Below are 18,361 nucleotides of genomic sequence, written 5' to 3'. Positions count from 1 at the left end.
TGGGCATACTGACCGACCTTTTTGAGTAATCTGCTCCCCTGTAGGAGCGGGCTTGTTGTGGCGAGGGAGCTTGCTCGCCACAACAAGCCGGCGCCTGCAGGAAACAGAAAGCCTTAACCCACTTTCCGAGGATTCGCCCATGTTTAAAGTCAACGAGTACTTCGACGGCACCGTCAAGTCGATCGCTTTCGGCACCGCAGAAGGTCCGGCGACGATCGGTGTGATGGCCCCGGGTGAATACGAATTCGGCACCGCCCAGCGTGAAATCATGCACGTGGTGTCCGGCGCCCTGAGCGTCAAACTGCCCGACAGCACCGATTGGGAAACCTTCGCCGCCGGCAGCCAGTTCAACGTACCGGCCAACAGCAAGTTCCAGCTGAAAGTCGCCGTTGATACGGCTTACCTGTGCGAATACCGCGGCTAAGCGTTTCTGCGGTCAAAAAAATGCCCGTCTCCTGCGAGACGGGCATTTTTTATGGGCGCATGAATTATTCGAGAACAGTCACCGGCATACCCACTTCCAGTCGGCCCACGCCATCGTTGACCAGGTTCTGGCCGAACATCGCGCCGTTCTCCGTCTTGCGATAAGTATCCAGCGTCGCGAACGGTTCGCGGTCGGCACTGCGCTCACCGGTTTGAGGGTCGATGGTGGTGAGGATACAGCGTGAACAGGCCTTGACCACGCGGAACTCAACGTCGCCGATACGCAGACGCTTCCAGCCGTCCTCGGCAAAGGCGTCACCGCCTTCGATCACCAGGTTGGGGCGAAAACGCAGCATCTCCATCGGGCGGCCGATGCGCGCAGACAGGTCGTCCAGGGAAGCCTGGCCAATCAATAACAGCGGGTAGCCGTCAGCAAAACCGACCTTGTCGTCATCTTTACCGAAGCCCGCTTCGGTAGAACGTGCACGTTCCAGGGGGATCTGCACCAGGCGGGTCGGTTTGCCGATAAACGCACTGACCCAGGCCGCTGCGGCACCGCCGGCGTCCGGCACGCGCAGGGTGTCGCGCCAGATGGTCACGCCGCGCAACTCGGCCTCGCTGCCTGGCAGCGCCACGTCCAGCGGTGCATGGCCGGGCGCGCTCAAGGTCAGGCCACCGGCGCTGTTCCACAGTGCCGACAGTTGGCTCATCTTCGCCACGGCTCGCTGCGTAAGAAAACGCCCGCTGGCTTCGTCCACCAGCATCCAGCGTCGATCCCCGTCCAGCCCGAGTTTATCCAGGCCGATCTGCTGTAAGGGTTCGGCCTTGCCGGACTTCAAGGGGTAACGGTACAACGCGCTGAGACGAAGCATGGGCCTGCATTCCTGAGGGGCAAAGCCGTCACCCTAAGGTCAAGCGGGCACTTCGTCCAGCATCAGTCGCTGGCGCACCACATCCACCAGTTTGTCCGGCTGGAATTTGGAGAGGAAGTTGTCGCAGCCGACCTTCTTCACCATCGAATCGTTGAAGCTGCCCGACAGCGAGGTGTGCAACACCACATAGAGGCTACGTAGGCGCGGGTCGTTGCGGATTTCGGTGGTGAGACGGTAGCCGTCCATCTCGGGCATTTCGGCGTCGGTGAAGATCATCAGCAGCTTGTCGGTCATCACCTCGCCGCTGTCGGCCCAGCCCTTGAGCATGTTCAGCGCCTTGAGGCCATCGCTGGCGATGTGCATCTTCACGCCCAGTTGACCAAGAGTGTCACGCAACTGCGACAGCGCGACATTGGAATCGTCCACCAGCAACACTTCGCGGCCACGGGCGCGTTCCAGCACCGGGTCTTCGAGTTTCTCGCGGGAAACCTTGGCGTTGTACGGCACGATCTCGGCGAGGACTTTTTCCACGTCGATGATTTCCACCAACTGGTCGTCGACCTTGCTGATAGCGGTGAGGTAATGCTGGCGCCCGGCGCTGGCCGGCGGCGGCAGGATCGCCTCCCAGTTCATGTTGACGATACGGTCGACACCGCCCACCAGGAACGCCTGCACCGAACGGTTGTACTCGGTGACGATGATGGTGCTGTTGGGGCCCGGCACCAACGGACGCATGCCGATGGCCTGGGACAGGTCGATCACCGGCAGGGTCTGGCCGCGCAGGTTGACCACGCCGCACACGAAGGGGTGACGCTGGGGCATCAGGGTCAGCTTGGGCAGTTGCAGTACTTCCTGCACCTTGAACACGTTGATCGCGAACAATTGCCGCCCGGCCAAGCGAAACATGAGGATTTCCAGGCGATTCTCACCCACCAGTTGCGTGCGTTGATCTACTGAGTCGAGAATGCCGGCCATTAAAAGCTCCTGGTGCGTAAAAAACTGGTGCGTAGAAAAAGTGTGCGCGAGCTGGGCTTGCGCCTGGGATTGTGCTGCTCCCTTAAGGCTTGTTATCGGCGGCAATCGCCAGACCTTGACCCCCGTAAAATGCCACGTAAATGCATTGATGTCACACTGGCATCATGCTTTACTTCATTGGCCTCTTCATGTGGCATTGCTGCGACCTTGCGCGACATCCAAATCGACGCGAGGTTCCCGCGCGTAAGGGATTCCCCTATGCACAATCAGGTCCAACCTGATATTCGCGATATCTAATAGCCATTAATGTGACGCCATTCTCATTGCATGAATGGAGTCAGGCTTTTGTTTGCCATCGCAAGCCCACGGCCCACGGGCCTTATAGACATGCACGTCACGGCAACCGAAGTAGTGCAAATGATCCCAACTGCAAGGGGCGCGCTCGGCTGTCGCCCGCATTCAAATAAAGGTCCTACTGAAAAATCAGAAGCGACCTACAGACCTCAGTCATATTTCAGCGCTAGTTTTAAGCCATTCACCCTGTGCGCCATCTCATCACCCGACCTTATGTTGCGGAGACTTGCATGATGAACGACGGAAACGAGTGGCACCTTGCACTTCCCGAATTCCTGCTTGAAGCCGAGAAGCTTCTGGCCAAGTCGGAAGAGTGCCTGAGCCACCTGCATATGATCCGCAACGACAGCGACGCCATCGATTGCATGAAAATCAGCCTGACCCGGCTCGCCGAGCAAGCCGATTGCCTGGCCCTGCAGGCGATCAGCGAGTTCTCGCGACATATCCATTACCTGATCGCCAACGCCGAAAACCCACTGCAATTGCATGACCAAGCCCTTGATGCCTTGCACGACTGCCTGACTTTGCTGGCGTGGCAGCTGGAATTGATCGATGCCAAAACGGGGAAACTGGCATTGGACGAAAGTGAACAAACGACATTAATTGCAACGGTCACACTGCAGATCCCGCAAAAGGACTTCAGTTTTAAACCGCAACAACGTTTGCATCACACGTACTGAGACTTTGTCAGGTCGTTTTCAATACGCTAATTGTCTGAAAACGACAGGCACAAATAGCCGATCCAAATCGACTATGAGCAAAAAAAGATATCAGTTAGCCACTAACGAAAATAACGATACAAATTAGCTTAAGCAATATAATTTCCTGTTCTTTGAACGCAGAGATACCGCCCAAGGCCCTTGTGTGGATATTGTTTCATCGAGGTTAGCCGCCAGGCGACCAACGGTAAGAGTGGTGGTACTATGCGCCGCTCGAAGTGACTCAACTTCATAGGTATAACAACGATTCGGCCACGCATTCCAAACTGAGCCCCGTCAGCCGCCGTGACCGGTCTTCCCGCAGCGAACCTTCATTGGCTCCATCCGTTATGTACGCCAGCCTCAAGTCACTCATCGCAAGGTCCGTGTCCCGCAGCAATGCACGCCGTATGGTCCTCGCCCTGTGCCTCGGCTCGTTGCTGGTCAGCCTGTGGGCCTACGCGCGCTCCGAATCACTGCCGCTGGCGGTACTGCTGCTTAACCTGGCCACGCTGGTGGTGGTAGGCCTGCAGCAGTGGAGCTCGCGCAAATCCATCAAATTCCAGCCCCAGGAATTAGCCGACCGTTTGCTGCAAGTCCAGGAAAACGAACGCCACCGCCTCAGCCGCGAACTGCACGACGATATCGGCCAGTTACTCACTGCCGCCAAGCTGCAAAGCGAATGGCTCAAGCGTCGCCTGCCGGATGACCTGCAAGGCCAGTGCACCGTGCTGTGCAACACCCTGAATGAAACCCTGGCGAAAGTGCGCGACGTGTCCGCGATCCTCAACCCGCGCCAGCTCGCCAGCCTGGGCCTCGAAGCCAGCCTGCGTGCGCACCTGCTCAAAACCCTGGAAAACACCCCGGTCCACTGGAGCCTGGAATGCCAGCAACGGCTGACCGGCATCCCTGAAGAAATGGCCGTGGCAGCCTTTCGCATCACCCAGGAGGCGGTCACCAACATGCTTCGCCATGCCCAGGCACGTAATCTGCTGGTGCGCCTGCAACGCTTGCCCCAGGGCCTGTCGCTGTATATCTGCGACGACGGCCTGGGCTTTTCGCCTGCCATCAACCCTGGCCTGGAAGGTCAACGGGGTATGGCGGGCATGTCGGAGCGGATTGATCAGCTGGGGGGCTCTTTGTCCGTCAGCAGCCAGCCAGGCAAAGGGACACGGATCGACGCGCTTTTCCCCTGGGCGCCCCGCGCCCTCGAACGGGCCAGTTCCCCTAAGGTTCTTGAGTGATCTGCAATTTACTTCTGGTGGATGACCACGCACTGATCCGCGCCGGCGTACGCGCGCTGATCCTGGATATTCCCGGCTACGCGGTGATCGGCGAAGCCAGCGATGGCGCGCAGTTGCTGGAGACATTCAGCGCCCTGCAGCCGGACATCGTGCTGCTCGACCTGTCGATGAAACACACCGGCGGCCTGGACGCTTTGCAGCAGCTCAAGGGCGCCTACCCCAAGAGCAAGGTGCTGATCCTGTCGATGCACACCGACCCAGAACTGATCATGCGCGCGCTGGAGTCCGGCGCCCACGGCTACCTGCTCAAGGACACCACGGCCAACGAGCTGGAACACGCCCTGTTGGCCTTGCGCAACAATGAGCGCTACCTGAGCCCGGCGATTGCCCACACCGTGATCACTCAGGCGCTGGTGCGCAGCCAGGGCGCGACCTCCCCCGCCGCCCACAGCCACAACCTCACGGCCCGGCAACTGGAAATCCTGCGCTTGATCGTGCGTGGCAAGTCCACCCGCGAAATCGCCCACGGCCTAGGCTTAAGCATCAAGACCGTGGAAGCGCACCGCTCGCAGATCATGAAGCGCCTGCAGATTTTCGACGTGGCGGGCCTGGTGTTATTCGCTGTGCGCGAGCAGATCATCAGCCTGGACGACTAACGGCGAACCCAGCGGCAGGTGCACCCGCAGCGCCTTGGGCAGCGCCTCGAAGTGCAGGTCATCACCTTCCAGCGGCTCACCGTCCAGGTTGATGTACAAGCCTTGCGCGACCTTGATGTTGACCCACGGCAGGCGCGCACGGACAAACATGGTGTCCAGGCCCCAGCCGTTGTTCATCAGTTCTCGCAAGGTGCCGACCACTTCCTGGGGCGCCGGCAGGATGCTGATGTCCAGCAAGCCGTCGTCGGCCAGTGCGTCAGGGCACAGCACATGCCCGCCGCCGGCCTGGCGACCGTTGCCGATACCGAGTGCAAGCAGCTCGCCTTTCCAGTGGAAATCCGGGCCTTCCAGTTCGCCGTAGGCGGCCTTCAGCTCACTGAAGCGCGACAAGCCGGTGAACAGGTAGGCCGCGCCGCCGAGGACTTTTTTCAGGTCTTCGGAGGTGTTGGCGGTGACCTGGCTGCCAAAACCGCCGGTGGCCATATTGAGGAACATTTGCCCGCCGACCTGGCCAAGGTCAATCGCCCTGGCCGGCACGTCCAGCAGCGCCAGCGCCAGCGCCGGCTCCAACGGCACGCCGGCCGCCTTGGCGAAGTCATTGGCGGTGCCCAGGGGCATCAGCACCAGGCTGGCGTCGGTGTTGGCCAGGGCCATGGCTTCGGCCACATCGCGCAAGGTGCCGTCGCCGCCGCCCGCAATGATATGCGTATATCCGCCGTCCAGCGCCTCGTTGACCAGGCGCTGGGCGTCGCCCCCCTCCCAAGTCACCCGCACCGCCAACTCCCAGCCCAACTCACGCCGGGCCTGCACGGCCGCGCGCACGTCCTCGTTGAGGGCTTGCTTGCCGTGGAGGATCAACAGTGCCTTGTGGGTGGTCATGGGGCGAATCTCCTGGGTTCAAAGGTGCTTGAAGGATGTTGACCCTGGGGGAGGAGAAAAAAGCCGTCGGCTTTGAAAATATTTGGCGGGATAGCTGATGATCGTTCCAACGCTCTGCGTGGGAATGCATCCTGTGACGCTACGCGTCACCTCGCGCAGGACTTGAGACATGTGCCCACGGCGGGACGCGGAGCGTCCGGGGCGGCATTCCCACGCAGAGCGTGGGAACGATCTGAATCTGAAAACTTGCGGCTTGCCGCTTGAAACTCTCAGCTGCTCTTATGCAACTTACTCATCAACTGCGCCTCAGCCTGGGTCAACCCGCAAGACTGCGTCAGCTCATCCACCGTAGCCCCCATCCCCACCAGCTTCGCCGCCTGGGCAAAGGACAGGCTCGAGGGATCACGCTGCTCAAGCTGCACCAACTTGTCCGGTAACGGCGCGAGGATGGCGCGCAGTTCATGCACCTCATCCCCCACCTTCACCGCACTCTGCTGGAAGTGATCGACCCGCTTGACCAATTCCAGAATGCGCCGGTCACGCACGGCATCGCGCTCGGCCTGTTGCAAAGCCGATTCCCGCTGCTGGCGCACGTAGCGCAGCAAAAATGCCAACGTCCCGGCCCACAACAGGGCCAGGACAATCACCACCGCTTCAAGGAACAATCAGATGTTCTCCAGATCCGACCATTCTTCTTCGCTCATCATCTTGTCCAGCTCAACCAGAATCAGCAGTTCGCCGTTCTTGTTGCACACGCCCTGGATGAACTTGGCCGATTCCTCGTTACCCACGTTCGGCGCGGTTTCCACTTCCGATTGGCGCAGGTAAACCACTTCGGCCACGCTGTCGACCATGATCCCAACCACTTGCTTGTCGGCTTCGATGATGACGATACGCGTGTTGTCGTTGACTTCGGTAGGCACCAGGCCAAAGCGCTGGCGGGTGTCGATGACCGTCACCACGTTGCCGCGCAGGTTGATGATGCCCAGCACATAGCTTGGCGCACCCGGTACCGGGGCGATCTCGGTGTAGCGCAGCACTTCCTGCACGCGCATGACGTTGATGCCGTAAGACTCGTTATCCAGTTTGAAGGTAACCCATTGCAGGATCGGATCATCTACCAAACCTTGTGCGGAAGCTGACTTGTTCATACCCATGACCCCTTCAAATGCCGTTTGGACACGGCGTGTGTGCTTCTTTGGCCGCACAACCGCGCGGCCCTTATTGTTCAATCAACTGCGTATATTCAACGGCATCGACTTAACTGCGCCGCTGGCGATCAACTCGGCCAGTTCGGCGACATCGAGCAATGCGCACATGTGTTCGATCACGGTGCCCGCCAACCAGGGGCGCTGGCCCCGCTGGCTGCGCCATTTGATTTCGTTCGGGTCCAGGCGCAACGAGCGGCTGACTTGATGCACCGCCAGCCCCCACTCGTAGCCCTGCACCGAGATTACGTATTGCAAGCCCTGGCGAAAGTCATCGCGGTAGCGGTCGGGCATCACCCAGCGTGCGGTATCCAATACCTTCAAGTTGCCCTGCTGACTCGGCAGGATCCCGAGGAACCATTCCGGTTGCCCGAACAGCGGTGTCAGCTCCTGGCCCTCCAGAGAGTAGATCGAGCCCAGGCACACCAGCGGCACTGCCAGGGTCAACCCGGCGACGTCGAACAGCAGGCATTCGAACGGCTCGGCGGCCCACGCCGGGCGGCCGTCGCCGGTGACCGGCGGCGGGGTGATGCTCGGTGGCAGGTGAACTTCAACCACCGGCTCAACCACCACGGGAGCCACGACAACAGGCGTGATCGGCACCACGACCGGTACGACCTGCGCATCGCGGGCCTGTTCTTCCAGCACGGCGAGCTGAAACTCATCCAGCGTACTTTCGGGTTCGACGGCGGGCTCCAGCACCAGGATCGGTTCCGGCAGCTCCTGCGCGGTCGCATCCTGCAGCAAGGCATCCAGATACGACTCCAGCGCCAGTTGCGGCCGGGTCTTGGTCTTGAGTTCGACGGGACGGTTCATCACGCCACCTGCGCCACGAGTTGCTGCGACAGCAGATGCTTGAGCAGCGCGCGGTACGCCAGCACGCCACGGCTTTTGCCGTCGAACTGCGACGGCGTGAGCCCTGCGCGGCTGGCGTCACGCAGGCGCGTGTCCACCGGGATATAGCCTTGCCAGATGGTGTCCGGGTAGGCATCGCGCAGTACGCGCAAGGTGCCGAGTGAAGCCTGGGTGCGGCGGTCGAACAAGGTCGGCACGATGCTGAACGGCAGCGCCTGTTTGCGCGAGCGGTTGATCATCGCCAGGGTGCTGACCATGCGTTCCAGGCCTTTGACCGCCAGGTGTTCAGTCTGCACCGGGATCACCAACTGCTGGCTGGCCGCCAAGGCGTTGACCATCAGCACGCCGAGCAACGGCGGGCTGTCGATGATCGCGTAGTCGAAGTCCTGCCACAGTTGCGCCAGGGTCTTGGCGATCACCAGGCCCAGGCCGCTCTGCCCCGGCGACTGGCGCTCAAGGGTGGCCAGGGCGGTGCTCGACGGCAGCAGGGAAATGCTTTCATTGCTGGTGGGCAGCAGCAATTGCCCAGGCAAGTCGCTCGGCACGCTGCCCTTGTGCAGGAACAGATCGTAGCAACTGTGCTCCAGCGCATCCGGGTCGTAGCCGAAATAGCTGGTCATGGAACCATGGGGATCCAGGTCCACCACGACCACACGCTTGCCCGCCTCGGCCAGCAAGCCGGCTAAGGCGATGGAGGTGGTGGTCTTGCCGACCCCACCTTTTTGATTGGCAACTGCCCAGACTCTCATTCGGTTGGTTCCTCCCGGTGGGCACTGGCGCGACCGAGACATTGCATAAGGTTATTGAGCCGGTGACGGAGAATTGACGGAGCTTTGACGCACCGGCGGCTTTGCAGGGGCCGGTGCAGTTTGTGTGCCAGCCCGCTTCAACGCCGCGTCCGGTGTAGCGTTGGCGGTGCCAGTACCGGTCAGGCTGCGCCGCACATCCAGGTTGCGCGACACCACCAGCACCACACGGCGATTACGCGCCCGGCCTTCCACCGTGGCGTTATTGGCCACCGGCTGAAACTCGCCATACCCCACCGACGCCAGGCGCCCGGGGTTCACGCCCTGCATCGCGAGCATGCGCACAATGCTAGCCGCCCGGGCCGACGACAGCTCCCAGTTGGTCGGGTACTGCGCGGTGCTGATCGGGAAATTGTCGGTAAAGCCTTCAACATGCACCGGGTTTTCAAACGGTTTGAGGATCGCCGCCACCTTGTCGATGATGGTAAACGCCTGGTCGCTGGGCATCGCATCGGCGCTGGCGAACAGCAGGCTCGAATTGAGCTCGATCTCGACCCACAACTCATTGCCGCGCACAGTCATCTGGTTGGAGCTGATCAGGTCGCCAAACGCGGCGCTGATGTCATCGGCGATGCTTTTCAGCGGGTCACTGGTGCCCCCCACGCCGGCGGCAGTCTCATCACTGTCGTTGACCAGCGGCTTGGCCGGGGTGACGGTCTTGGGCCGCTCTTCGCCGATGGGGATCGGCTTGAGCGAGCGGTCGGCGTCGTTGAACACACCGATCAGCGCCTGGGAAATGACCTTGTACTTGCCTTCGTTGATCGACGAGATGGAATACATCACCACGAAAAACGCGAACAGCAGGGTGATGAAGTCCGCGTAGGACACCAGCCAGCGTTCATGATTAACGTGTTCTTCAGGCTCGCGACGGCGACGGCTCACAAACAATACCTCCCATCATCAATCCATGAAGCCCTGGAGCTTCAATTCGATGGAGCGCGGGTTCTCGCCCTCGGCAATCGATAGGATGCCTTCGAGCAGCATCTCGCGGTAACGCGACTGGCGCATGGCGATCGACTTGAGCTTGCTCGCCACCGGCAACAGGATCAGGTTGGCACTGGCCACACCGTAGATGGTCGCAACGAAGGCCACGGCAATGCCGCTGCCCAGTTGCGACGGATCGGCCAGGTTGCCCATCACGTGGATCAGGCCCATCACCGCACCGATAATGCCGATGGTCGGCGCGTAACCGCCCATGCTTTCAAAAACTTTGGCAGCGTTGATGTCGCGGCTTTCCTGGGTGTAGAAATCCACTTCCAGGATGCTGCGAATCGCTTCTGGTTCGGCGCCGTCCACCAGCAACTGCAGGCCTTTGCGCGAATAGCTGTCGGGCTCGGCGTCGGCCACACCTTCAAGGCCCAGCAGGCCTTCCTTGCGTGCGGTGAGGCTCCAGTTGACCACGCGGTCGATGCCGCCGGCCAGGTCGACACGTGGCGGGAAAATGATCCATATCAGGATCTGCATGGCGCGCTTGAACGAGCTCAACGGCGCCTGCAACAGCGCCGCCCCGACAGTGCCACCGATTACGATCAGCGCCGCCGGGCCGTTGGCCAGGGCACCGAGGTGCCCGCCTTCGAGGTAGTTGCCGCCGATGATCGCGACAAATGCCATGGTGATGCCGATCAGGCTCAGTACATCCATCAGAGGCAAGCCTCCACCAGATGTTTGCCGATGTCGTCGAGGCTGTAGACCGCGTCCGCCAGGTCAGCCTTGACGATGGCCATGGGCATGCCATAGATCACGCAGCTGGCTTCGTCCTGGGCCCAGATGGCGCTGCCGCCCTGCTTGAGCAGGCGCGCGCCTTCACGGCCGTCGGCGCCCATGCCGGTGAGTACCACCGCCAGAACTTTGTCACCGTAGGATTTCGCCGCCGAGCCGAAGGTGATGTCCACACACGGCTTGTAGTTGAGGCGCTCATCGCCCGGCAGGATTTTGATCGCGCCACGGCCGTCGACCATCATCTGCTTGCCGCCAGGCGCCAGCAGTGCCAGCCCAGGGCGCAGGATGTCGCCATCCTCGGCTTCCTTGACGCTGATACGGCAGAGCTTGTCCAAACGTTCGGCGAAGGCCTTGGTGAACGCGGCGGGCATGTGCTGGATCAACACGATCGGCGCCGGGAAATTAGCCGGCAGTTGGGTCAACACCCGCTGCAAGGCGACGGGGCCGCCGGTGGACGTACCAATGGCCACCAGCTTGTAGGCCTTGCGCTTGGGCGCAGGCGAATAGGCGCTCGAAGCTCGGGCAGGCGCAGGCGCAGGCGCCACGGCAGGCCGCGCAACCGGTGCCGGCGCTGGGCGACCAAACGCGGTGGTGGCAGGTACAGCCGGTGCAGCAACCGGAGCAGGTGTCGGCGCAGGCGCGCTGAACAGGCTGCGGCGGTTACTGCGCGAAATGCTGTGCACCTTCTCGCACAGCATCTGCTTGACCTTCTCGGGGTTGCGCGAGATGTCTTCGAAATTCTTCGGCAGGAAGTCCACCGCGCCAGCGTCCAGCGCGTCGAGGGTTACTCGGGCGCCTTCGTGGGTCAGCGAGGAGAACATCAACACCGGGGTCGGGCAGCGTTGCATGATATGGCGCACGGCCGTGATGCCATCCATCATCGGCATCTCGTAGTCCATGGTGATCACGTCCGGCTTCAACGCAATGGCTTGATCAATCGCCTCTTTGCCATTGGTGGCCGTACCGACCACCTGGATCGTTGGATCGGCGGAAAGAATTTCCGAGACGCGGCGGCGGAAGAAACCCGAATCGTCCACCACCAGGACCTTGACTACCATAAACACTCCGTTAGGCGGGGCGGGCATTACCGCCCTGCCCCGCCAGAATCAAATACGCCGAGCGGCGTAACGCTTGAGCATGCTCGGAACATCGAGAATCAGCGCGATCCGACCGTCGCCGGTGATGGTCGCACCCGACATGCCCGGGGTTCCCTGCAGCATTTTGCCCAAAGGCTTGATGACCACTTCTTCCTGGCCCACCAGTTGATCGACGACAAAGCCGATGCGCTGGGTGCCCACGGAGAGAATCACCACATGGCCTTCGCGCTGCTCTTCATGGGCAGCCGATGCCACCAACCAGCGCTTGAGGTAGAACAGGGGCAACGCCTTGTCGCGCACGATCACCACTTCCTGGCCGTCCACCACGTTGGTGCGCGACAGGTCGAGGTGGAAAATTTCGTTGACGTTGACCAGCGGGAAGGCGAAGGCCTGGTTGCCCAGCATCACCATCAGGGTCGGCATGATCGCCAGGGTCAACGGCACCTTGATGACAATCTTGGAGCCCTGGCCCTTGGTCGAGTAGATGTTAATCGAGCCGTTGAGCTGGCTGATCTTGGTCTTCACCACGTCCATGCCCACGCCACGGCCCGACACGTCGGAAATCTCGGTCTTGGTCGAGAAGCCAGGGGCGAAGATCAGGTTGTAGCACTCGGTGTCAGTCAGCCGGTCGGCGGCGTCCTTGTCCATCACGCCACGCTTGACGGCGATATTGCGCAGAATGGCCGGGTCCATGCCTTTGCCGTCATCGGTGATCGACAGCAGGATATGGTCGCCCTCTTGCTCCGCCGCCAGAATCACTTTGCCGCCACGGGACTTGCCCGAGGCTTCGCGCTCTTCCGGGGTTTCCACGCCGTGGTCGACGGCGTTGCGCACCAAGTGGACCAGCGGGTCGGCCAAGGCCTCGACAAGGTTCTTGTCGAGGTCGGTTTCTTCACCCACCAGTTCCAGGTTGATCTCTTTCTTGAGCTGACGTGCCAGGTCGCGAACGAGGCGCGGGAAGCGGCCGAAGACTTTTTTGATCGGCTGCATCCGCGTCTTCATCACGGCGGTTTGCAGGTCTGCGGTGACCACGTCGAGGTTCGACACGGCCTTTTGCATGGCTTCGTCGCCGCTGCTCAGGCCCAGGCGTACCAGGCGGTTACGCACCAGTACCAGCTCGCCGACCATGTTCATGATGTCGTCCAGGCGCGCGGTATCAACCCGCACGGTGGTTTCGGCTTCACTGGCAGGCTTGTCGGCCACGGCAGCAGCCGGGGCACGCGCAGGCGCCGGGGCGGCTGCAGGGGCCGGGGCAGGCTTGGCGGCAGCAGGCGCTGCGGCTTTGGCCGGGGCCGGTGTCGCCGCCACCGGGGCAGCAGTCGCCGTTGCGGCCGGGGCCACGTCGGTGAACTTGCCCTTGCCGTGCAGTTCGTCCAGCAGCGATTCGAATTCGTGATCGGAAATCAGGCCGGCGGCGGCAGGTGCCGCACTGGCTGCAGCAGCAGGCGCCGCCGCTGTCGCGACTGCCGGCAAGGCGTCGGCAGCAAACGTGCCTTTGCCATGCAGCTGGTCGAGCAGCGCTTCGAATTCGTCGTCGGTGATGTCGTTGCTGGCAGCAGCAGCGGGTGCTTGCGGCGCAGCGGCCGGTGGCACGGCGTCGGCCGCGAACTGGCCTTTGCCGTGCAACTGGTCGAGCAGGGATTCGAATTCTGCGTCGGTAATATCTTCACTGGTCGGCGTGGCCGGCGGGGCTACCGCTTGCGGCGCTTCGGCTTGCGCCTTGACTTCATTCAGGGAGTTCAGCAGTTGCTCGAACTCACTGTCAGTGACATCGACCGCAGCTTCAACCACCGGCTCAGGCGCCGCTTCAACCACCGGTGCAGCCGAGGGTTCCGCCAGGCGCGCCAGGGCGGCCAGCAGTTCCGGGGTGGCTGCAGTGATTGGTGCCCGTTCGCGCACTTCGCTGAACATGCCGTTGACCGCATCCAGTGCTTCAAGAATCACGTCCATCAGTTCCGAGTCGACGTGTCGCTCACCCTTGCGCAGGATGTCGAACACGTTCTCGGCGATGTGACAGCACTCCACCAGCTCATGGAGCTGGAGGAAGCCGGCGCCCCCTTTTACAGTGTGAAAACCGCGAAAAATTGCATTGAGCAGGTTCGCATCATCCGGTCGGCTTTCCAGCTCGACCAGCTGTTCGGACAGCTGCTCTAAAATTTCGCCGGCCTCTACAAGGAAATCCTGAAGGATTTCTTCATCGGCGCCGAAGCTCATGGGTGTGCTCCTTAGAAGCCTAAACTGGATAACAGGTCATCTACGTCATCCTGACCTGACATAACGTCTTCACGTTTATCGGCATGAATCTGCGGACCTTCACCCTTGGCGAGATGTTTTTGTGGATCTTTTTCCGAGAGGATCGCTTCGCGGTCATGTTCGATGCCGGCAAAACGATCAACCTGGCCTGCCATAAGCACCAATTTGAGCAAGTTGCTTTCCACTTCGGTGACCAATTGGGTCACACGCTTGATCACCTGACCGGTGAGGTCCTGGTAATCCTGGGCGAGCAGAATGTCGTTGAGGTTGCTGGAAACCATGCGGTTTTCCTGTTCGCTGCGCGACAGGAAACCTTCCACCCGACGGGCCAATTCACGAAACTCCTCAGCCCCCACTTCCCGGCGCATGAAGCGGCCCCAGTCAACGCTGAGGGCCTGGGCTTCATTGGCCATGCCGTTGACCAGGGGCGTGGCGCTTTCGACCAGGTCCATGGTGCGGTTGGCCGCAGCCTCAGTCAGCCTGACCACGTAGGACAGGCGTTCAGTGGCGTCGGTGATTTGTGAAATTTCTTCGGCCTGGGGCATGTGCGGGTCAATCTGGAAATTGACGATCGCACTGTGCAGCTCGCGTGTGAGCTTGCCCACTTCCTGGTACAGGCCGCGGTCACGGGTCTGGTTAAGCTCATGGATCAACTGCACCGCATCGCCGAACTGGCCTTTCTCAAGGCATTCGACCAACTGGTGAGCATGTTTTTTCAGGGTCGACTCAAAGTCTCCCTGCGACGTTTCGTTATGCTCCATAGCTCCCCCGTGGCAGCATCAATGACCGATGCGTTCGAAGATTTTTTCGATCTTCTCTTTCAAGGCCAGTGCAGTGAATGGCTTGACCACGTAACCGTTGACCCCGGCTTGGGCGGCTTCGATGATCTGTTCACGCTTGGCTTCGGCGGTCACCATCAGCACGGGAAGGCTGCGCAGTTTCTCGTCGGCGCGCACGTGGCGCAGTAAGTCGATACCGGTCATGCCCGGCATGTTCCAGTCGGTTACCAGAAAGTCGATGCTCCCGCTGTTGAGGATCGGAATCGCCGTAATGCCGTCATCCGCCTCGACCGTGTTTGTGAACCCAAGGTCACGCAACAGGTTTTTTATGATCCGCCGCATCGTTGAGAAGTCATCAACGATGAGGATTTTCATGTTCTTGTCCAATTCGACCTCCAAGCAGTCTTAAACGCGCCCAGCACCTGGACGCGCCATTTCAATCAACAGGCGTTACACAAAAAGGACTGCCAGGGGCACTACCGAACGAACCAGCGAAAGGCTTTCACCTCTCGCCCAATTGCGCTGCAGTGTCCCCACACTGCCTGTCAGCGCGCGCGCCACTCTCCCAATCGCCCCCGCAAACGAGCCGCGCACTGGCTGTGTAGCTGGCTGACACGTGATTCGCTGACCCCCAGGACCTCACCGATTTCCTTGAGGTTCAGCTCTTCGTCGTAGTACAGCGCCAACACCAGTCGCTCACGCTCCGGCAAATTGGCAATCGCGTCCGCCAACGCGCCCTGGAAACGTTCGTCTTCCAGGTCACGCGACGGCTCGAGATGAGCACTCGCGCCGTCCTCGTGCAGCCCTTCGTGTTCGCCGTCCTGTAAAAGGTCGTCGAAACTGAACAGGCGGCTGCCCAAGGTATCGTTCAAAATCCCGTAATAATCGTCGAGACTCAATTGGAGTTCGGCCGCAACTTCGTGATCTTTAGCGTCGCGACCGGTTTTTGCTTCAATTGCGCGAATTGCGTCACTGACCATTCGCGTATTGCGGTGTACCGAACGCGGCGCCCAATCCCCTTTACGCACTTCATCGAGCATCGCACCACGGATACGGATCCCCGCATACGTCTCGAAACTCGCACCCTTGCTCGCGTCGTATTTGGTCGACACTTCGAGCAGGCCGATCATGCCGGCCTGGATCAAGTCTTCGACCTGAACACTGGCCGGCAGGCGTGCCAGCAGGTGATAGGCGATGCGCTTGACCAGAGGCGCGTAGCGCTCGATCAAATCACCTTGCTTGTCACGTGCCGAATTCTTGTAAAGGTTGTAGCCGCTGGCTGTCATAGCACCGGTCCTGCGCTCGTCTGATGCACTAATCGCTCGACGAAAAACTCCAGATGCCCCCGAGGGTTGGCGGGCAATGGCCAGGTATCGACCTTCTGAGCAATAGCCTTGAACGCCAATGCGCACTTGGAACGAGGGAACGCTTCGTAGACTGCACGCTGCTTTTGCACAGCCTTGCGTACGCACTCGTCATAGGGAACTGCGCCGACGTATTGTAAGGCGACATCGAGGAAGCGATCCGTGACCTTGGTCAACTTGGCGAACAGGTTGCGGCCTTCCTGCGGGCTCTGGGCCATGTTGGCCAGCACGCGGAAGCGGTTCATGCCGTAGTCACGGTTAAGCAGTTTGATCAGGGCGTAGGCGTCGGTGATCGAGGTGGGTTCATCGCAGACCACCAGCAGGACTTCCTGCGCGGCGCGCACGAAGCTGACCACGGACTCGCCGATCCCCGCGGCGGTGTCGATCACCAGCACGTCGAGGTTGTCGCCGATATCGCTGAACGCCTGGATCAGGCCGGCATGCTGCGCCGGGCTCAGGTGCACCATGCTCTGGGTACCCGAGGCGGCCGGCACGATACGAATGCCACCTGGGCCCTGCAGCAGCACATCGCGCAGCTCGCAACGGCCCTCGATCACGTCGGCGAGGGTATGTTTGGGTGTCAGCCCGAGCAGAACGTCGACGTTCGCCAGCCCCAGGTCAGCATCCAGCAGCATGACGCGACGGCCAAGCTCTGCCAGGGCCAGGGATAGATTCACTGACACGTTAGTTTTCCCGACGCCACCTTTGCCGCCGGTCACCGCGATCACCTGTACGGGATGCATGCTGCCCATTTTATTTCTTTACCTTGTCTTGCTTAGACGCAGGCTACATGGCTTGGCCGCGTGAATCGCTTGCAGACCATCGATGTAGGTACATTTCACGGTGTTCAGACTGACTCAACCCACCCGTTTTTTTGCCGGGTTGTGGTAGAGGTCAGCGAACATGTCAGCCATCGCTTCCTCGCTAGGCTCTTCTTGCATTTGCACGCTGACTGCACGGCTGACCAACTGATGACGGCGCGGCAGATGCAAATCATCCGGGATACGCGGCCCGTCGGTCAGGTAGGCGACCGGTAACTCATGACTGATGGCCAGGCTCAACACCTCGCCCAGGCTCGCCGTTTCGTCGAGCTTGGTGAGGATGCAACCGGCCAGGCCGCAGCGCTTGTAACTGTGGTACGCAGCGGTAAGAACCTGTTTCTGGCTGGTGGTTGCAAGCACCAGGTAGTTTTTCGACTTGATGCCACGCCCGGCCAGGCTTTCCAGTTGCATGCGCAATGCCGGGTCGCTGGCTTGCAGGCCGGCGGTATCGATCAGCACCACGCGCTTGCGCAGCAGCGGGTCGAGGGCGTTGGCCAGGGACTGGCCCGGGTCAACGTGGGTGACCGACACATTGAGAATGCGGCCCAGGGTCTTGAGCTGTTCCTGAGCGCCAATGCGGTAGCTGTCCATGCTCACCAGCGCGATATTCTGCGCGCCGTACTTGAGCACATAGCGCGCGGCCAGCTTGGCCAGGGTGGTGGTCTTGCCCATGCCGGCAGGGCCGACCATGGCGATCACACCGCCCTCTTCCAGGGGTTCGATTTCCGGGGTGGCGATCATCCGCGCCAGGTGCGCCAGCAACATGCGCCAGGCCTGGCGAGGCTCTTCGATTTCGGTGGTCAGCGCCAGCAGGTCGCGGGACAACGGGCCGGACAGGCCGATGCGTTGCAGGCGACGCCACAGGTTGGCCTGTTGCGGTTTACTGCCTTGCAGCTGCGTCCACGCAAGCGACCCAAGCTGCACTTCGAGCAATTCGCGCAGGCCATTAAGCTCAAAGCGCATCGAATCGAACACGCGCTGGTCGACTGCGGCCGCCGGGGCTGGCGCTGCAGGACGCGGCGGTTCGATGAAAGTCGGTTCTACCAGGGGCTCGGCAGCGGTCAGCGGCAAGCCGGCGAACAACTGCCGATTAGTGGTGGCATCGCTGTCGCCACGCATGCTCAGCTCAGCCTGGGCCGAGACGATGCGCGAGGCGGTCTTGCGCAGCTCGTCTTCGAGTTCCATGTTCGGCACGCGCGGGGCCAGCGCCGAGGGGGTGTAATCCAGGGCAGCCGTCAGCTCGACACCGCCGGCAATACGGCGGTTACCGATAATTGCAGCGTCGGCACCCAGCTCATCACGAACCAGTTTCATGGCCTGACGCATATCGGCGGCGAAAAAACGCTTTACTTGCATAA

General features: G+C 60.9%; 20 protein-coding genes. 4 read left to right on the top strand and 16 right to left on the bottom strand.

Annotation, left to right across the window (positions count from 1 at the left end; translation table 11 throughout):
* Positions 1–139 precede the first annotated feature (139 nt).
* Entirely contained in the window at positions 140–424 is a 285-nt protein-coding gene (ppnP, locus tag ACR52_RS04495) for a pyrimidine/purine nucleoside phosphorylase (protein ID WP_048720942.1), read from the top strand.
* 64 nt (positions 425–488) lie between these two features.
* On the opposite strand, the gene ACR52_RS04490 is transcribed toward ppnP, so the two are convergent.
* On the bottom strand, positions 489–1,295 hold the full coding sequence (locus tag ACR52_RS04490; RefSeq protein ID WP_048720940.1) for an MOSC domain-containing protein: 807 nt from the start codon (positions 1,293–1,295) through the stop codon (positions 489–491).
* A 39-nt stretch (positions 1,296–1,334) separates the two neighbouring features.
* Positions 1,335–2,270 carry a chemotaxis protein CheV gene (locus tag ACR52_RS04485; protein ID WP_048720938.1) on the bottom strand — a complete coding sequence of 312 codons (936 nt, stop codon included), beginning with the start codon at positions 2,268–2,270 and terminating at the stop codon, positions 1,335–1,337.
* A gap of 584 nt (positions 2,271–2,854) precedes the next feature.
* Between ACR52_RS04485 and ACR52_RS04480 the strand changes: the two genes are divergently transcribed.
* The 3 genes from ACR52_RS04480 to ACR52_RS04470 all read left to right on the top strand — a co-directional run bounded on the left by ACR52_RS04480 (position 2,855) and on the right by ACR52_RS04470 (position 5,222).
* Positions 2,855–3,304, top strand: coding sequence for a hypothetical protein (locus ACR52_RS04480; RefSeq protein WP_173439183.1), 450 nt, complete (start codon positions 2,855–2,857; stop codon positions 3,302–3,304).
* 368 nt (positions 3,305–3,672) lie between these two features.
* Entirely contained in the window at positions 3,673–4,566 is an 894-nt protein-coding gene (locus ACR52_RS04475) for a sensor histidine kinase (RefSeq protein ID WP_082143097.1), read from the top strand.
* On the top strand, positions 4,563–5,222 hold the full coding sequence (locus ACR52_RS04470; RefSeq protein WP_048720934.1) for a response regulator transcription factor: 660 nt from the start codon (positions 4,563–4,565) through the stop codon (positions 5,220–5,222). The genes ACR52_RS04475 and ACR52_RS04470 overlap by 4 nt, the downstream gene beginning before the upstream one ends.
* Here the strand turns inward: ACR52_RS04470 and yegS are convergent.
* The 14 genes from yegS to flhF all read right to left on the bottom strand — a co-directional run bounded on the left by yegS (position 5,181) and on the right by flhF (position 18,359).
* Positions 5,181–6,101: a lipid kinase YegS gene (gene yegS / locus ACR52_RS04465; protein ID WP_048720932.1), complete on the bottom strand. Its 921-nt coding sequence runs from the start codon at positions 6,099–6,101 to the stop codon at positions 5,181–5,183. The two genes, ACR52_RS04470 and yegS, sit on opposite strands and share 42 nt — an antisense overlap.
* Positions 6,102–6,370: 269 nt before the next feature.
* On the bottom strand, positions 6,371–6,766 hold the full coding sequence (locus ACR52_RS04460; protein ID WP_048720930.1) for a DUF2802 domain-containing protein: 396 nt from the start codon (positions 6,764–6,766) through the stop codon (positions 6,371–6,373).
* On the bottom strand, positions 6,767–7,252 hold the full coding sequence (locus ACR52_RS04455) for a chemotaxis protein CheW (RefSeq protein ID WP_048721350.1): 486 nt from the start codon (positions 7,250–7,252) through the stop codon (positions 6,767–6,769).
* Positions 7,253–7,333: 81 nt separating this feature from the next.
* Positions 7,334–8,125, bottom strand: a complete 792-nt coding sequence (locus ACR52_RS04450; RefSeq protein ID WP_048720928.1) for a CheW domain-containing protein — start codon at positions 8,123–8,125, stop codon at positions 7,334–7,336.
* Positions 8,125–8,913, bottom strand: a complete 789-nt coding sequence (locus ACR52_RS04445; protein WP_017849390.1) for a ParA family protein — start codon at positions 8,911–8,913, stop codon at positions 8,125–8,127. Before ACR52_RS04445 ends, ACR52_RS04450 begins: the two co-directional genes overlap by 1 nt.
* Before the next feature lie 51 nt (positions 8,914–8,964).
* The gene (motD, locus tag ACR52_RS04440) at positions 8,965–9,852 is read right to left on the bottom strand and encodes a flagellar motor protein MotD (protein ID WP_048721343.1); all 888 of its coding nucleotides are present in this window, start codon (positions 9,850–9,852) and stop codon (positions 8,965–8,967) included.
* An 18-nt stretch (positions 9,853–9,870) separates the two neighbouring features.
* Complete coding sequence (locus ACR52_RS04435; protein WP_048720923.1) at positions 9,871–10,611, bottom strand: flagellar motor protein; 741 nt, start codon at positions 10,609–10,611, stop codon at positions 9,871–9,873.
* A complete protein-coding gene (locus ACR52_RS04430; protein ID WP_048720921.1) occupies positions 10,611–11,747 on the bottom strand; it encodes a protein-glutamate methylesterase/protein-glutamine glutaminase in 1,137 nt (378 codons plus the stop codon). The genes ACR52_RS04435 and ACR52_RS04430 overlap by 1 nt, the downstream gene beginning before the upstream one ends.
* 48 nt (positions 11,748–11,795) lie before the next feature.
* Positions 11,796–14,000, bottom strand: coding sequence for a chemotaxis protein CheA (locus ACR52_RS04425; RefSeq protein ID WP_048720919.1), 2,205 nt, complete (start codon positions 13,998–14,000; stop codon positions 11,796–11,798).
* Between the two features lie 11 nt (positions 14,001–14,011).
* Positions 14,012–14,800 carry a protein phosphatase CheZ gene (locus ACR52_RS04420; protein ID WP_048720917.1) on the bottom strand — a complete coding sequence of 263 codons (789 nt, stop codon included), beginning with the start codon at positions 14,798–14,800 and terminating at the stop codon, positions 14,012–14,014.
* An 18-nt stretch (positions 14,801–14,818) separates the two neighbouring features.
* The gene (locus tag ACR52_RS04415; protein WP_005790040.1) at positions 14,819–15,193 is read right to left on the bottom strand and encodes a chemotaxis response regulator CheY; all 375 of its coding nucleotides are present in this window, start codon (positions 15,191–15,193) and stop codon (positions 14,819–14,821) included.
* A gap of 170 nt (positions 15,194–15,363) precedes the next feature.
* The gene (gene fliA, locus ACR52_RS04410; protein WP_048720912.1) at positions 15,364–16,104 is read right to left on the bottom strand and encodes an RNA polymerase sigma factor FliA; all 741 of its coding nucleotides are present in this window, start codon (positions 16,102–16,104) and stop codon (positions 15,364–15,366) included.
* Positions 16,101–16,934 carry a flagellar synthesis regulator FleN gene (fleN, locus tag ACR52_RS04405; protein ID WP_003192912.1) on the bottom strand — a complete coding sequence of 278 codons (834 nt, stop codon included), beginning with the start codon at positions 16,932–16,934 and terminating at the stop codon, positions 16,101–16,103. The genes fliA and fleN overlap by 4 nt, the downstream gene beginning before the upstream one ends.
* Positions 16,935–17,039: 105 nt before the next feature.
* Positions 17,040–18,359 (bottom strand): flagellar biosynthesis protein FlhF, encoded by a 1,320-nt coding sequence (flhF, locus tag ACR52_RS04400; protein ID WP_048720906.1) that lies wholly within the window; start codon positions 18,357–18,359, stop codon positions 17,040–17,042.
* Positions 18,360–18,361 lie beyond the last annotated feature (2 nt).

Source organism: Pseudomonas fildesensis (assembly GCF_001050345.1).
GTDB classification, from domain to species: domain Bacteria; phylum Pseudomonadota; class Gammaproteobacteria; order Pseudomonadales; family Pseudomonadaceae; genus Aquipseudomonas; species Aquipseudomonas fildesensis.
The sequence above is the reverse complement of the archived record's forward strand: the minus strand, read 5'-3'. Positions and strand labels throughout refer to the sequence as shown.